Here is a 15,033-nt window from a genome sequence, read left to right as displayed (position 1 = left end):
TAAGGCTTCTAACCGTCGGTGCAACGGGATAGCCTAATCCATAACTAGCGGTTACGCTGGTGTTCTTAGGAATCCCCCACTTCAAACAGCTCGCAAGAGCAGTTAAGTGGCGGGTAGTTCAAGTGGGTTTTAAGTTATATTTATCCAGAAACGTATTGAAATGAAAAATTTATTTGGATATATTTACAAATAGTTAACGTTAACTGAACTACTTAATGATTGTTATCAAGAATTTTAGGAGGGAAAATCACTTCCTGGAAAAATCTAAAACAACCTGAAATAGGCTGGAGAATATATGAAAAAAAGATACCTCATACTGGCATTAGTACTGATCATATTCATTGCATCAATATATGCCCTGCTATCAAGAAATACAGAAACCATACTTGTTGACGGAATTGAAAAATTTGAACCACTCAAGAATTCTAATCATTATCTCTTATATTATCCTGCTGATAAAAGAGTGTCTCAAGAAAATACGATTGTAAAAGAAGTCACCGCCGATGGGAAAGTTGTCCGAGAATATGAAATAAGAGATCAATATTTCAGAAGAATGAGCGCTCATCAAAAGCCAAATCATTCCAACAGCCTGTATATTTCTCTGTTCGGTGAAGCAACCATAGATAATTATTATTACACATATGACATTTCAAAGAAAAAATTTCAAAGAGTGAAGCTGGATTATTTTGATTATGAAGTGGGCGTTGATCATATTATGCATTATGGAGACAGTGTACTTTTGCAAACTCTCGTTTCCCATAAAACTGGAGAACAGAATGTGAATGCTGAAACCAATGAATTTAATGTATCAATATCAAACTTCTCAACTCAAAATAGCTTTGAAACAGAATATGGACATGCCCCAAAATGGGCACCCCTGCTACAATTTAACGGTAAAATCATTTATGGGACAAGCGGGCAGGTGGATGAAGAAGATATATATGTAAACTCAGGAATTGGTGTCATTGACCTGGAAAACCAGAAAGCGGAATATATGAATATAAATAAGAATGCTGATATGTATCCATTATATTCTACAGAAGAATATGCCTATGTACTTGGCGAGTCCGGGGAAGTTATTTCTTATAATACTGACTTTGATTACGAGGTACAAAAGCCGTTTCAGGGAATGAGTAAAGACGACATCTTTTTTAATGAAGAAAGTAGTCAATTACTTTTAAATTCAATAACAGCTTTGTATCAGGTGTATAGCCAAAAAAAGGGAAGTATCATTGGTCTTTTAACCTATGAGCCTGCTTTAACATTTCAACCTCTTCAGAAAGAATATCTGGATCCCGATAGCAGTTACAGATTCCTGTATCAGGATCAGGAAAATGGAGAAATATATATCATTTCTTCGTCAGAAAGAGAGGAGAAATTATTAGTTATTGATAATACCTCTTTTTCTTTAAAAGCAGACATACCTGTAACAAACAGTCACTTATTAGACTTTGTCGCGAAAAATTAAAACAAACGGTTAAAGGGGAAATCAGCACTGATTTCCTTTTTAATTTATGAAGAATATTCTATCCCCTACAAGCTCATTTTGCAGTTTTGCATAGTAGAACAAAAAGCTCCTGTTTGTTCTATTATCTAGTATTTTCCGCCAAACAAAACAGACCTGTTTGTTATACTATCTCGCGTTTTTTCCATGATAGTAGAACAAAACCCTGCGAAGAAAGTATCCGGCTGCCTCTTCCATTTTGTGTATAATGAGAGAATATACTTCTTTTAAGGATGTTGTACAAATGAAGAGATTATCCAGGTTTCTGATTATCTTAGGTGCTGCTTTGCTGGTGTATGGAGGCTGGAATATCTATTCAGCTCAGATTGGGGAAAATGAATCTTTACAGGCTGCCAAGGTAGCAATTGTTGAAAAAAAACACTTGGAGAGTGCGTCTGAATCTGAGGCCAAAGTGACTATTGAAGGGAAAAAACGGTTCAATCCGCCGGCCGGAGAGGCTGTTGGCATTCTGGCAATTGAAAGACTGGGAGCCAGGCTGCCAATTATAGAGGGTACGGATCCCGATGAGCTAGAGAGAGGAGTGGGGCATTTTACAGGAAGCTACTATCCGGATGAGAGTGGGCAGATTGTGCTATCAGGACATAGAGACACTGTTTTCAGAAGAGCAGGTGAATTAGAGAGAGGCGATGTGCTGGAACTGCTGCTGCCAACGGGCCAATTCATGTACAAGATTATTGAGACAAAAATCGTGGATGCAGATGACAGGTCGGTTCTTACCCTTCAAAATGAAAAGGAGGAGCTGATTCTGACGACCTGTTATCCCTTCAGGCTAGTCGGAAATGCTCCCCAGCGGTACATTATTTATGCCGAAAGGCTCCAGAAATGAACGGCATCAGCAGAGTGGTAGTTCTGCTTACAACTCGGCGTCTTTAAGAAAAAAGTGAAAGTCCAAAGGTACAGGAGCATATATGCTGATATGTTCTTTGGTGATTGGATGCAGCATCTCGACGCTGGCAGAATGAAGGGCCTGCCTTTCTATCAGTCTTTTTGAGCCGCCGTACAGTGTGTCGCCTATAATGGGATGGCCGAGCGCCGCCATATGGACCCTGATTTGATGAGTACGTCCTGTTTCCAATTGCAGTTGAAGTGCCGAGACATCGATTTCACTGTTATATTGCAGCACTTTGTAGTTCGTCACTGCTGATTGCCCTCCCTCAGAAACTCTTCTTCTGACAGGGTGATGGCGGTCTCTTCCAATTGGATAGGAAACTCTTCCCTTTCTATTGCTTAGTTTGCCGGTAACACCGGCTAGATACATCCGCTTGATTTCTTTTTTTTGCATCATCTGATCGAGCAGTACTTGAGAAAAGCTGTTTTTGGCAAACACAATGGCTCCTGAGGTATCTTTGTCCAGACGGTGTACATGTCTGACCTTTGTCTCCAGCCCGTTCATCTGGTAGTAAGCTGCAATCATATTAGCAAGAGTCCCAGTTTGGTTTTCCTCGTTGGGATGTGTGTCCAAACCAGCGGGCTTATTGGCGATCAGCAGGTGTTCGTCTTCAAAGAGAATCTCTGCCTCTCCATACTCTGGAAGAACGCCGTAATCTTCCTTTCGAAAAATATGAAGCAGCAGCCTGTCACCCTTTTGAATGGTTTTATTGTTGTCTGTCACAACGTCATTCAGCATCACGCCGCCTTTGTTTTGGAGCTCCTGTATAAAACGCTTGGAAACTCCGTAAGCTTCCATTATGTACTGATAAAGCCAGGATTCCTCCTGTATGTTAATGGGGATTTCCACCCATTCTCCTTTTTTACGCATAGTTCAGCCTCCTTTCAATAGTATAGGGGATGAAAGCAGTGAGATACAAGGAAACACTTACCTCTCCTTTCACGACAAGCTCTATGTTATGCTAGCCTCACAGAAGATAAAAGGGTGAGTGTGTTGAAAATTATAATAGCATCTACCGAAGAACAAGAACGGTACATAGAAGAGCTCGTGAACACAATGTATAACAAAGTGTTTCCAATGTATTTTTCTGAAGAGCTGATAGCAAAACTTGAGGAGCTAAGCGTCCTCAGGCCCAGCGGCTCTGACAGTTATCTCAACAGCACGCTGGATCAGGCGTTTAAAATCATGTCCAGCCTTCAGACATTAATATGTGTTCTGGAACACTCAAACAGTATAGAAGAAAATGAATATAAGAAGATGTTCGAAAAAAACAAGCAGACGCTTGAGGAATTCGGCTATTCTTTTCCTTTGAAAATGGAGCACTTCCTCGAAGAAGCCGTAAGCGAAGAAGAACTGCATCATTACGGAAAGCCTGCCAACAAGTGGTTGATTTGATAAGAAGCTGACAAAGAGGTGTTCAAGAGCAAGAACTTTAAATAGTGAAGAAAAAAAGACCGAAAAGGCCCTCTGGCTCTCTTCGGTCTTTTGCTATTTCCTATTCTTTATATGCTGTAAAAGCCTGCTGAAAAGCAGCTTCTTCCTGATAGCCTTCCAGCCTGTTTACCTCTTCACCGTCTTTAAAGAAGATAAGGGTGGGCGTTCCCGTAATCTTGTAATCTTCCCATCCTTGTTCAAATTCCAATACATTGTATTGCTGTATTTCAACTCCTGCTTCATCAGCAGCAGGCATTAATACGGGCGTGGTTTTTTTGCAGTGTTCACACAGCGGGCTGAAAAAGTACACTGCTGTATCAGCGCCATCTTGCAATTGCTCATTCAGTTGATCTGGAGTCACGATATTCTGGTAGTTCGGGTCGTTTAACTGATCTACAGTTGCAGGATTAAGCTTGTCTTTTTCATAAGGATTATCTTTTGATCTCTCTGCTTGCTGATAATTGTTAACAAAGGCAAGTCCTGCAAAAAGCAGAAGGACAATACCAGCAAAAATCATGATTTTTTTCAAATCAGTTCCCTTCTTTCTTTGTTGTTCTTATAATCAATACGCTCATGATAAAAACAATCGCAAATCCAGCAAGAGCAAGCAGGGGTATCGTAATGAAACCAAGCCAGTTCAGGTAGTCTCCCGTACACGGAACGATGCCGCAGGAAACTGAACGCTCTGCCAGGAAAGGCAGTTTTTGAATTCCATAATGGTACATGGAGATGAGCCCGCCAACAGCAGACAGGGCAAGTGAATAAACTGCCGCCTTCTCGTCCTTTTTAAAAATCGCTATGCCTAAAAGGATTACTAAGGGATACATGAATATCCTCTGATACCAGCATAAATCGCAGGGGATGTAGCCGAGCACTTCGGATAAATAGAGGCTGCCGATGGTAGAAATAAACGAAGCTGCCCAGGCAATAAACATATAGTTTTCTACTTTCTTCTGTTTGCTAGCTTTCATGAGGTCTCCTTTTAATAGATATGATGACTACATAGAAATTATATTATTACTGCGAAAATAAGTAAATGAAGAAGGGTGGGAGGGAGGAAAAAGAAAAATTGATCAGTGTGGAATGATTCCCTGCAGTTCTATTTGACAACGCTTACTTCTTCTCGATAAAATAGGAGGAAACGTAAACGTTTACGTAAAAGGATGGAAATCAATGAAGCCAACGATTAAAGATATTGCCGGCATGACAGGTGTGTCTGTTGCGACCGTTTCAAGAATATTGAATGATCAGCGAGGTTATTCTGAGGAAACCAAGGAGAGAGTCGAAAAGGCGATTAAGGAGCTGGGATACAAACCAAATGCAGTTGCCAGGAATCTCGTGAACAGGAAATCTCATACTATTGGTGTTCTAATCCCAAAACTCTCAACCAGCTTTTCCGCAAAGCTGCTGCAGGGAATTGAAGCTGCTGCCCATCAGCGCCAGTACAGCGTGTTGATATGCAATACAGATTCCAATGGGGAAAGAACCATGGATTATATTCAGCTTTTAAATGAAAAGCAGGTAGACGGGGTTATTTTTGCAAGCGAGCTTTTTACAAGGGAGTACTGCAGGGAGCTTCTGTCATCCGGAATTCCAGCGGTTGTTGTTTCTTCTGTTTCAGTACATCCTGAAGTTCCTTACATAAAAATCAATGATGAAGAGGCAGCGTATGCAGCAGCAGCTTATTTAATTGAAAAAGGCCATCAGAACATTGGCATGATTTCAGGAACAAAGCATGATCCTGTTGCTGGCATGCCCCGCCTGCGGGGATTTCAAAGGGCCTTAAAAGACTATCGCCTGCAATTTGAGAATTCTCAGCTGGTGTTTGGGGATTTCAGCTACAGCAGCGGGTACAGGGCAATAGAGCAGCTGCTTGAAAAAAATCCTTATATCACGGGAGTTTTTGCTGCGAGTGATGAAATGGCGCTCGGGGTCATTTCCTATTGCTATGAAAAGGGAATTCGGATTCCCGATCACTTATCAGTCGTCGGCTTTGATGATACAGAAATCGCCCAAATGAGTACCCCGCCTCTGACAACGGTGCATCAGCCGATTGAAAAAATGGGTTCAGCAGCGTTTGCAAAACTGGCAAGCTTGATGAACGGGGAAGAAGCAGAAAGCAGTTACCTGCCTTTTCAGATCATAGAAAGAGGATCTGCAAAGAGGCTGTCTTAGGAGGAGAATGTGCAATGAATAAGAAGTGGTGGAAAGAGTCAGTAGTATATCAAATTTACCCGCGCAGTTTTCAGGATTCTAATGGAGATGGAATCGGGGACATCAGAGGCATCATCTCGCGGCTGGACTATTTAAAGGAATTGGGCATAGATGTTGTCTGGCTGTCGCCGGTTTATGAGTCTCCCAACGATGACAATGGCTATGATATCAGTAATTACGAGGCCATTATGGATGAATTCGGAACAATGGAAGACTGGGAGGAAATGCTCCAGGAAATGCATAACCGCGGCATCAAGCTGATGATGGATCTTGTTGTAAATCATACATCGGACGAGCATGCCTGGTTTGTTGAGTCACGAAAATCAAAAGACAATCCTTATCGTGATTATTACGTGTGGAGACCCGCGAAGGACGGGAAAGAACCAAACAACTGGGAATCTGCATTCAGCGGCTCCACTTGGGAATATGATGAGGAGACGGAAGAATATTTCCTGCATATCTTTTCAAAAAAACAGCCTGATCTTAACTGGGAAAATCCCAAGGTCAGGAAAGAAGTCTATCAAATGATGAAGTTTTGGCTTGATAAAGGCATAGACGGCTTCAGAATGGACGTAATCAACTTTATTTCAAAAGTGGACGGCCTGCCGGATGCAGAGAATCCTGAGGGTAAAAGATATGTGTCGGGACATGATTATTTCATGAACGGCCCAAGAATTCATGAGTATCTTCAGGAAATGCATCAGGAGGTGCTTTCCCAATATGACATTATTACGGTGGGAGAAATGCCTGGTGTCACTCCTGATCAAGGAATTCTCTATACCGATGAAGACCGCAAAGAGTTGAACATGGTTTTTCAGTTCGAACACATGGACCTTGACACTCAGCCGGGACTCAACAAATGGCATCTCAAGCCGCTGTATTTGCCGGACTTAAAAGACACAATGACAAAATGGCAAAAGGGCATGGAAGGCAAAGGATGGAACAGTCTTTACTGGAACAACCATGACCAGCCCCGCATCGTTTCCAGATTTGGCGACGACGGCGAATACCGTGTGAGATCGGCCAAAATGCTGGCTGCATGCCTGCATATGATGCAGGGTACACCCTACATATACCAAGGTGAAGAAATCGGCATGACCAATGTCAGATTTAAAGATATTTCCGATTACAAAGACATTGAAACTTTGAACATGTACAATGAAAAAACAGCTGATGCTGAAGCAGAACCGGAGAAAATCATGCACTCCATCTATACAAAAGGCAGGGACAATGCAAGAACGCCTGTGCAATGGGACAACAGTGAGCATGCCGGCTTTACAACCGGCACCCCGTGGATTGCAGTCAATCCGAATTACACAAACATTAATGCCCAACAAGCGCTGCACGATCAGGATTCTGTATTTCACTTTTACAGGAAGCTGATTCAGCTCCGAAAAGAAAACGACATTATTGTTTACGGCACATACGACCTGCTGCTTAGGGACCATGAACAGATATTTGCTTACACCAGAACACTCGGTAACGAAACACTGCTTGTCATCACTAACTTTTCAAGTGAAACGCCTGTTTTCAAACTTCCTGAACAAATTGCTTACCGCAGCAAGGAAATACTAATTTCAAACTATAATGCGGACCCGGAAGAGAACATGGAATACTTCACAATGAAGCCGTGGGAAGCCAGGGTGTACAGATTATTTTCATAAAATGAAAAAATGCAGACAGCTCCTCATAGAGGGGGAGGTCTGCATTTTTTTGTTATAGGTAGTGTGATGGGCAGGGTATAAATAAGAGGGTGGTTTTGTTCTAGTTGGTGATCTTATAACAAAGTAGTGGGTCTTGAAATAGTATCTTCGCATTTCTGCAAGATACTATAACAAAGAGGGCGCTTTTGTTCTACTATCTTTGAGATACTATAACAAAGTAGGTGGTTTTGTTATAGTATCTTCGCATTTCCGCAAGATACTATAACAAAGATGGCGCTTTTGTTCTACTATGCGGAAAAACCTACAACAAACACCCACCCACCCTCAACCCAAAAATCCTCGCCCCGCCCCCAACAAAACAAATATAGGCAAAAAAACTGCCATTTACATATATAATTTTGTATGATAAAAGGGCAGTCAATTCGTTCTTGTGCTGAGCTTTTCTCTTTCGCAGGAGAGTTTGCCCCGACGGAATGCAGCAGTTGACGCAGGAGCTTTCATCAAGTCGAATATACTTTGTCAGCCTTTGCCTGCCCAGTTTGTTCCTCCGCCATGATCAGCTTGGGACTGGCACAGTGTGTAATAAAATTTTTATAGTTAGTGAAAGCCAAGTGTCTTAGAATAGATATTTACCCAGGGAGCTGTGGGGTACATAGAGTTTGTTAGCTGTTCTGATGACAAAGATCAGTTTTTCCACATGCAGAATTTCAAATAGAGAAAGTGAGGGTTTACTGTGATTGAAGCAGTGATTTTTGATTTTGACGGGTTGATTTTAGATACAGAGACACATGAATATGAGGCATTGCAGGAGATATTCAGGGAGCATGGTTCTGAGCTGCCGATGTCGGTATGGGGCAATGTGATTGGAACAGCTTCGGGTTTTAAACCGTTTGAATATCTTCAAGATGAGATTAAAAGGGAGCTGGATCATGAATTGCTTACGAAACGGCACAGAGAACTTGTTTCCGGCCGTTTGGAAAAAGAAATAGCAAGGCCGGGGGTGCTGGAATACTTAGAGGCAGCAAAGCAGCTTGGTTTGAAAATCGGTTTGGCCTCCAGCTCACATTATGCCTGGGTATCAGGCCATTTGAAAAACATCGGATTGTTTGATTATTTTGAATGCATCAAAACTGCCGATGATGTGGAGACGGTTAAACCCGATCCGGCTCTGTATATAGAAGCGGCAAAGTGTCTCGGGGTTGATCCGGCAAATTGTCTGGCATTTGAGGATTCAGTGAACGGATCTCTCGCAGCGAAGCGTGCAGGTATGAGCTGCGTCATTGTTCCCAACACAGTCACAAGAGAACTGGCATTTGAGGATTTTGACCATCGGCTTGAATCCATGGCTGAATTGGAGCTGGCTCTTTTAATTGAAGAGCTGCATACCAAAAGAAAATAAGAATAGAAATCATGAAAGCGGGTAATTGATAAGGTATTCGCAAAGGAGTGGAAGTTTGTGTCAGATATGCTTGATTTAAAGAAATTTGAAAAGAAAATGATTATCAGAACGATTGAGGAAAGTGACATAGATGATATTATTGCGCTGCAAAGGGTCTGCTTTCCCGGTATGGATCCTTGGAAGCGCGAGCACTTGGAAAGCCATTTGGAGCATTTTCCTGAAGGACAGTTTTGTGCAGAGCTGGAAGGGGAAATCATCGGGTCATGCTCAAGCCTGCTAGTGAATTTTGATGAATATGACGACCGCCACACATGGGATGATATTACAGACAATGGCTATATTACCAATCATAATCCGAATGGACTCAATCTGTATGGCATAGAGGTAATGGTTCATCCCGAGTACAGGAGAATGAAAATCGGCCACCGATTGTATGAAGCCCGAAAAGAACTGGCCCGTATTCTCAATGTAAAGAGCATCATTATCGGGGGGCGCATCCCGAATTATCATAAGCATGCACAGGAAATGTCGCCGAGGGAATATGTGGAGCAGGTGATCCATCACAAAATTTATGATCCTGTTCTCTCATTTCAGTGGCTGAATGGCTTTATTCCGATGCGTGTAAATCCTAATTATCTACCAGATGATAAGGCGTCGAATCAGTATGCGACATTAATGGAATGGAACAATGTGGATTATCAGCCTAATCCCCGCATGTATTATAAAACGGCGCTGCCGGTCAGAATTTGCGTTGTACAGTACATGATGAAGCAGATCAGTTCTTTTGAAGAATTTGCTACCCAGGTTGAATATTATACAGACGTTGCCTCTGATGCAGGGTCGGATTTTGCTGTGTTTCCGGAAATTTTCACAACTCAGCTGATGTCATTTTTGAATGAGAGATCACCGAGCCGTGCAGTTCAAAGAATTGCAGAGTTTACAGAGCAGTATATCAATCTGTTTACCGAACTTGCTGTGAAATATAATGTGAACATTATCGGCGGATCTCATTTCGTTGAAGAAGATGAGAAAATTTTTAACATTGCCTACCTCTTCAGAAGAGATGGCACGATTGAGAAGCAGTATAAAATTCATATCACACCGAATGAGCGAAAATGGTGGGGCATCAGCCGCGGCGATGAAGTGAAGGTGTTTGATACTGACTGCGGAAAAATTGCCATTCAAATCTGCTATGACATTGAATTCCCTGAGCTTGCCAGGATTGCTACAGAAAAGGGAGCTAAAATTATCTTTACACCTTTCTGTACAGAAGACAGGCAGGGATATTTGCGTGTACGCTACTGCGCCCAGGCCCGTGCGGTTGAGAATCAGGTTTACACGGTTATTGCCGGAACTGTCGGAAACCTTCCTGAAACGGAAAATATGGATATTCAGTATGCTCAGTCTGCTATTTTTGCACCATCTGATTTTGAATTCGCCAGAGATGGCATCGTTGGAGAGTGCAACGCAAATATAGAAATGGTCATTATCGGAGATGTAGACTTGGAAATCCTTAGAAGGCAGCGCCAATCAGGAACAGTCAGGCAGCTGAAGGACCGCCGGAAAGATCTTTATTCTATTTTGTATAAAAAATAAAAACCATCCTTGATGCCCATGACATTTGTTATGGGCTCTTTCTGCGGAAGATATTTTTTGATACACTTGGCTCTATAATAGTACTAACCATAACATTAGGAGTGTGGAATATTGAGTTTTCATCAGCAAAAAATTCTCCCGGCTATCCGAAATATGAAACAGTTTGATCATTTTTTAAGAAGCAGCTATACATACGGAGTCCTGCTTGAAACACAGCTTGCGCAGCTGCGCAGCCTGGTGAGGGAGGCAGGCAAACACGAAAAAAAGCTCTTGATTCACGTTGATTTGATACAGGGATTAAAGCATGATGAGTATGCTGCTGAGTATCTCTGTCAGGAAATCAGGCCTGCCGGGTTGATTTCAACAAGAAGCAACGTGATTATCAAGGCAAAGAAGAAAAAGCTGTATGCCATACAACGGATGTTTCTTTTGGATAACAGTGCGTTTGAAAAAAGCCTGGAGCTGATTGAACGGCATAAGCCGGATTATATTGAAGTGCTTCCGGGTATAGCACCGGGGCTCGTCAAATTGGTCAAAGAAAGAACGAATATCCCGGTTTTTGCAGGGGGATTCATCACGACTGCAACAGAAGTAAAGCAGGCTCTGGAGGCTGGCGCAGCAGCTGTAACAACATCGGATACCAAACTTTGGAAGGAGTTTGAGCAGCCTGATGCAACAGGTTCAGGTTGACAACGCTTTCCCCCATCCTTACTATAGAAGTAAGTTCATTTTGTGACGGAGACGGGAGATCCACAGCACTCAATGCCTGAGTTTCAGGCAGGGTTTGTTGTGGATTTTTATTTTAATCCGTTTCATCCGGTACAGCCAGGGAGGTTTACATCTATGGAAAGATTCATTTTAGCACTGGATCAGGGGACTACAAGCTCCAGAGCAATTTTGTTTAATAAAGAAGGTAAGATTGTTCACTCCGCTCAAAAGGAGTTCACGCAATATTTCCCGCAGCCTGGCTGGGTAGAGCATAATGCAAATGAAATCTGGGGCTCTATTCTGGCTGTTATTGCTGCCTGCTTGTCTGAATCCGGCATTTCTGCAAAACAAATTCAGGGAATTGGCATTACTAATCAGCGTGAAACAACTGTTGTATGGGAAAAGGAAACCGGCATGCCCATTTGCAACGCAGTTGTGTGGCAGTCAAGGCAGACTGCCGATATTTGCAATGAGTTAAGGGATGCAGGGCACGAAACGCTTTTTCGAGAAAAAACAGGTCTGTTAATTGACCCTTATTTTTCAGGGACAAAGATTAAGTGGATATTGGATTCTGTTGAGGGAGCAAGAGACAGAGCTGAAAAGGGCGAGCTTTTGTTTGGCACAATCGATACCTGGCTCATATATAAGCTATCCGGCGGAAAGGCGCATGTAACTGATTACTCAAATGCATCACGTACGCTCCTGTACAATATTCATGAATTAAAGTGGGATCCTGAGCTGCTAGGAATTCTGGATATTCCTGCTGCAATGCTTCCGGAAGTTAAACCCTCTTCCGAAGTGTACGCCCATACGGCAAGCTACCACTTCTTCGGAGAGGAAATTCCGATTGCAGGCGCTGCAGGTGATCAGCAGGCTGCCCTGTTTGGACAAGCTTGCTTTGAAGAAGGTTTGGCAAAGAATACGTATGGCACAGGCTGTTTTATGTTGATGAATACAGGAGAAAAGGCAATTCGGTCAGAGCATGGCCTGCTGACGACAATTGCCTGGGGTATTAATGGAAAAGTGGAGTATGCACTGGAAGGAAGTATTTTCGTTGCAGGATCTGCCATTCAATGGCTTCGTGACGGCCTGAGGCTGTTTGGGGATGCTGCAGAAAGCGAGAGCTATGCTGCACGCATTCAATCCTCAGAGGGTGTCTATGTTGTGCCTGCATTTGTAGGGCTGGGAACACCTTATTGGGACAGTGACGTCCGCGGGGCAGTTTTCGGGCTGACAAGAGGAACAGAAAAAGAACATTTAATCAGAGCTACACTGGAGTCGCTTGCCTATCAGACGAAGGATGTGCTGGGCGCAATGGAAGCTGATTCGAGCTTAAAGCTGAAAACACTCCGAGTGGACGGCGGTGCTGTTAAGAATAACTTTTTAATGAAATTTCAAAGCGACCTGCTTGGCGTGCCCGTAGAGCGTCCGGAAGTAAATGAAACAACTGCGCTGGGGGCTGCTTACCTGGCAGGCCTGGCAACAGGATACTGGGAAAATATCGAAGAAGTTTCAGAGCAATGGCACTTAGACAGAAAGTTCGAAGCGGACATGGATGAAAAGGAAGCAGAGAACTTGTACAGCGGCTGGAAAAAAGCGGTGAAAGCGGCTATCGCTTTTAAATAACCGAAATTCATGATATAATATAATCAAGTTAATATACTGGTTTGAGAAAATGGAGAGACCACAGCACTACAGTATGGAGTAGATATCCTGCTATAGTTTGTTGTGGTCTCTTTTTGTCTATATAAAAAAGAAAAGGGCAGCACTTGACGCCGCTGGCGGCTTGCGTTTTTCTTGCTTAACCGGACATTACAGGGAGGGAAACAAGAATGGCTAACAATAAATTTTCCAGCTTAAACAGAGAACAAACTCTTAAAGATATGGCGAATGAAACCTTTGATGTACTTGTAATTGGAGGAGGCATTACCGGGGCGGGCATAGCGCTTGATGCCGCATCCAGAGGAATGAAGGTCGGCGTTGTTGAAATGCAGGATTTTGCAGCGGGGACTTCAAGCAGATCAACAAAGCTGGTTCATGGCGGATTGCGCTATCTAAAGCAATTCGAAGTAAAAATGGTTGCCGAAGTAGGAAAGGAAAGAGCGGTAGTGTATGAAAACGGACCGCATGTGACAACACCTGAGTGGATGCTGCTGCCGATGCATAAGGGCGGCACTTTTGGTAAGTTTTCCACTTCAATCGGCTTGCAGGTCTACGATCTTCTTGCTAATGTAAAGCGCAATGAAAGAAGAAAAATGCTCTCTGCAGAAGAAACATTGAAAAGAGAGCCGCTGGTAAAAAAAGACGGGCTGGTTGGCGGAGGCTATTATGTGGAATATCGGACGGATGATGCCCGTCTAACGATTGAGGTCATGAAAAAAGCAGTTGAGCATGGCGCTGTTCCCGTCAATTATGCCAAAGCGGATGGCTTTGTTTACGATGCAGGAGGAAAGGTAACCGGAGTGAAAGTGCTGGACCTCATCAACAATGGAACCTACGAGATTTCTGCAAACAAAGTGATCAATGCAACAGGGCCGTGGGTGGACGGTTTGAGGGAAAAGGACTCCAGCAAAAAAGGCAAGCACCTTCAGCTGACAAAAGGAATTCACCTTGTGTTTGATCAGTCGAAATTTCCATTAAGGCAGGCAATCTATTTTGATACGCCTGACAAGAGAATGGTATTTGCCATACCGCGCGAAGGAAAAACCTATGTAGGAACGACTGATACAGTCTATAAACAGGATCAGGCAAATCCAAGAATGACTGAAAGCGACCGTGAGTATGTGGTGAATGCGATACAATATATGTTTCCAGATTTGAATATCACCGAGAATGATGTTGAATCAAGCTGGGCAGGCCTGCGTCCCTTGATTCACGAAGAAGGGAAAGGACCTTCTGAAATATCCCGTAAGGACGAAATCTGGGAGTCTCAATCAGGGCTGATTACCATTGCTGGAGGAAAGCTGACCGGCTACCGTAAAATGGCTGAGCAGATTGTAAACCTGATTGCAAGAAAACTAAAAGAGGAAACCGGAAAAGATACAGGACCCTGCATCACAAAGAATATGCCGATTTCCGGTGGAGATGTAGGAGGTTCTGCTGGATTTGGATCCTTTGTAGAGAAAAAGGTTGAGCAAGGTATAAAGCAAGGGCTTTCCCGCGAGGATGCAGCATTTTTGGCAAGCAGGTACGGATCTAATGCAGACTTGCTTTTCCAGCGTGCAGCCGACCTAAAGCAGGAAAGTGAAAAGCATGGGCTTCCGATAGCTGTGCTTGCAGAACTGGATTATAGCATGACGGAAGAAATGACATCTACAGCAGCAGACTTTTTTATTAGAAGAACCGGAGCAGTCTACTTTAATATAGACTGGGCAAGAAAATGGAAAAAACCTGCTGTGAATTATATGGCATCAAAGCTGAATTGGAGTGAGAGTTTTAAGCAAGAACAGCTGGAAAGGTTAGAACTGTCTATTAAAGAAGCAGCCGAGCCCATTTCTTCATGATACTGGTGCATGGATTATAAGAAAAACAGCTGAATGATAAAATGGGGTTTTGCTCTTATAGGCAAAACCCTATTCTCTTGGTAAAATAAGAAGGAAATTCT

At 42.9% G+C, this 15,033-nt stretch carries 13 protein-coding genes; 10 read left to right on the top strand and 3 right to left on the bottom strand.

Features of this window, described 5'->3' with window-relative positions; all coding sequences use genetic code 11:
- Positions 1-295: 295 nt before the first annotated feature.
- Positions 296-1,468, top strand: a complete 1,173-nt coding sequence (locus tag GJU40_RS05280; RefSeq protein ID WP_154306698.1) for a hypothetical protein — start codon at positions 296-298, stop codon at positions 1,466-1,468.
- A gap of 280 nt (positions 1,469-1,748) precedes the next feature.
- Positions 1,749-2,351: a class D sortase gene (locus GJU40_RS05275; protein ID WP_154306697.1), complete on the top strand. Its 603-nt coding sequence runs from the start codon at positions 1,749-1,751 to the stop codon at positions 2,349-2,351.
- Positions 2,352-2,378: 27 nt separating this feature from the next.
- Here GJU40_RS05275 and GJU40_RS05270 read toward each other — a convergent pair whose 3' ends face one another.
- Entirely contained in the window at positions 2,379-3,284 is a 906-nt protein-coding gene (locus GJU40_RS05270) for an RluA family pseudouridine synthase (protein ID WP_154306696.1), read from the bottom strand.
- Positions 3,285-3,407: 123 nt separating this feature from the next.
- Between GJU40_RS05270 and GJU40_RS05265 the strand changes: the two genes are divergently transcribed.
- On the top strand, positions 3,408-3,809 hold the full coding sequence (locus GJU40_RS05265; protein ID WP_154306695.1) for a DUF5365 family protein: 402 nt from the start codon (positions 3,408-3,410) through the stop codon (positions 3,807-3,809).
- Positions 3,810-3,909: 100 nt separating this feature from the next.
- Here GJU40_RS05265 and GJU40_RS05260 read toward each other — a convergent pair whose 3' ends face one another.
- Together GJU40_RS05260 and GJU40_RS05255 are read right to left on the bottom strand one after the other, a co-directional pair.
- Complete coding sequence (locus GJU40_RS05260) at positions 3,910-4,377, bottom strand: thioredoxin family protein (protein ID WP_154306694.1); 468 nt, start codon at positions 4,375-4,377, stop codon at positions 3,910-3,912.
- A gap of 1 nt (position 4,378) precedes the next feature.
- Entirely contained in the window at positions 4,379-4,819 is a 441-nt protein-coding gene (locus GJU40_RS05255) for a disulfide oxidoreductase (protein WP_154306693.1), read from the bottom strand.
- Positions 4,820-5,021: 202 nt separating this feature from the next.
- Here GJU40_RS05255 and GJU40_RS05250 point away from each other — a divergent pair, with 202 nt between their 5' ends.
- From GJU40_RS05250 to GJU40_RS05220, 7 genes are all read left to right on the top strand, one after another.
- The gene (locus GJU40_RS05250) at positions 5,022-6,023 is read left to right on the top strand and encodes a LacI family DNA-binding transcriptional regulator (protein ID WP_154306692.1); all 1,002 of its coding nucleotides are present in this window, start codon (positions 5,022-5,024) and stop codon (positions 6,021-6,023) included.
- Positions 6,024-6,037: 14 nt separating this feature from the next.
- Complete coding sequence (locus GJU40_RS05245) at positions 6,038-7,726, top strand: glycoside hydrolase family 13 protein (protein ID WP_154306691.1); 1,689 nt, start codon at positions 6,038-6,040, stop codon at positions 7,724-7,726.
- A 733-nt stretch (positions 7,727-8,459) separates the two neighbouring features.
- Complete coding sequence (locus tag GJU40_RS05240) at positions 8,460-9,125, top strand: HAD family hydrolase (RefSeq protein WP_343031410.1); 666 nt, start codon at positions 8,460-8,462, stop codon at positions 9,123-9,125.
- A gap of 57 nt (positions 9,126-9,182) precedes the next feature.
- Positions 9,183-10,721: a GNAT family N-acetyltransferase gene (locus tag GJU40_RS05235; RefSeq protein WP_343031409.1), complete on the top strand. Its 1,539-nt coding sequence runs from the start codon at positions 9,183-9,185 to the stop codon at positions 10,719-10,721.
- 111 nt (positions 10,722-10,832) lie between these two features.
- Positions 10,833-11,411: a glycerol-3-phosphate responsive antiterminator gene (locus GJU40_RS05230; protein ID WP_154306690.1), complete on the top strand. Its 579-nt coding sequence runs from the start codon at positions 10,833-10,835 to the stop codon at positions 11,409-11,411.
- A gap of 153 nt (positions 11,412-11,564) precedes the next feature.
- Positions 11,565-13,055, top strand: coding sequence for a glycerol kinase GlpK (glpK, locus tag GJU40_RS05225; RefSeq protein WP_154306689.1), 1,491 nt, complete (start codon positions 11,565-11,567; stop codon positions 13,053-13,055).
- 206 nt (positions 13,056-13,261) lie between these two features.
- Positions 13,262-14,932 carry a glycerol-3-phosphate dehydrogenase/oxidase gene (locus tag GJU40_RS05220; RefSeq protein ID WP_154306688.1) on the top strand — a complete coding sequence of 557 codons (1,671 nt, stop codon included), beginning with the start codon at positions 13,262-13,264 and terminating at the stop codon, positions 14,930-14,932.
- Positions 14,933-15,033 lie beyond the last annotated feature (101 nt).

Source organism: Metabacillus lacus (genome assembly GCF_009674805.1).
Taxonomy (GTDB): domain Bacteria; phylum Bacillota; class Bacilli; order Bacillales; family Bacillaceae; genus Metabacillus_C; species Metabacillus_C lacus.
This window is presented reverse-complemented; position numbering and strand designations above follow the sequence as displayed.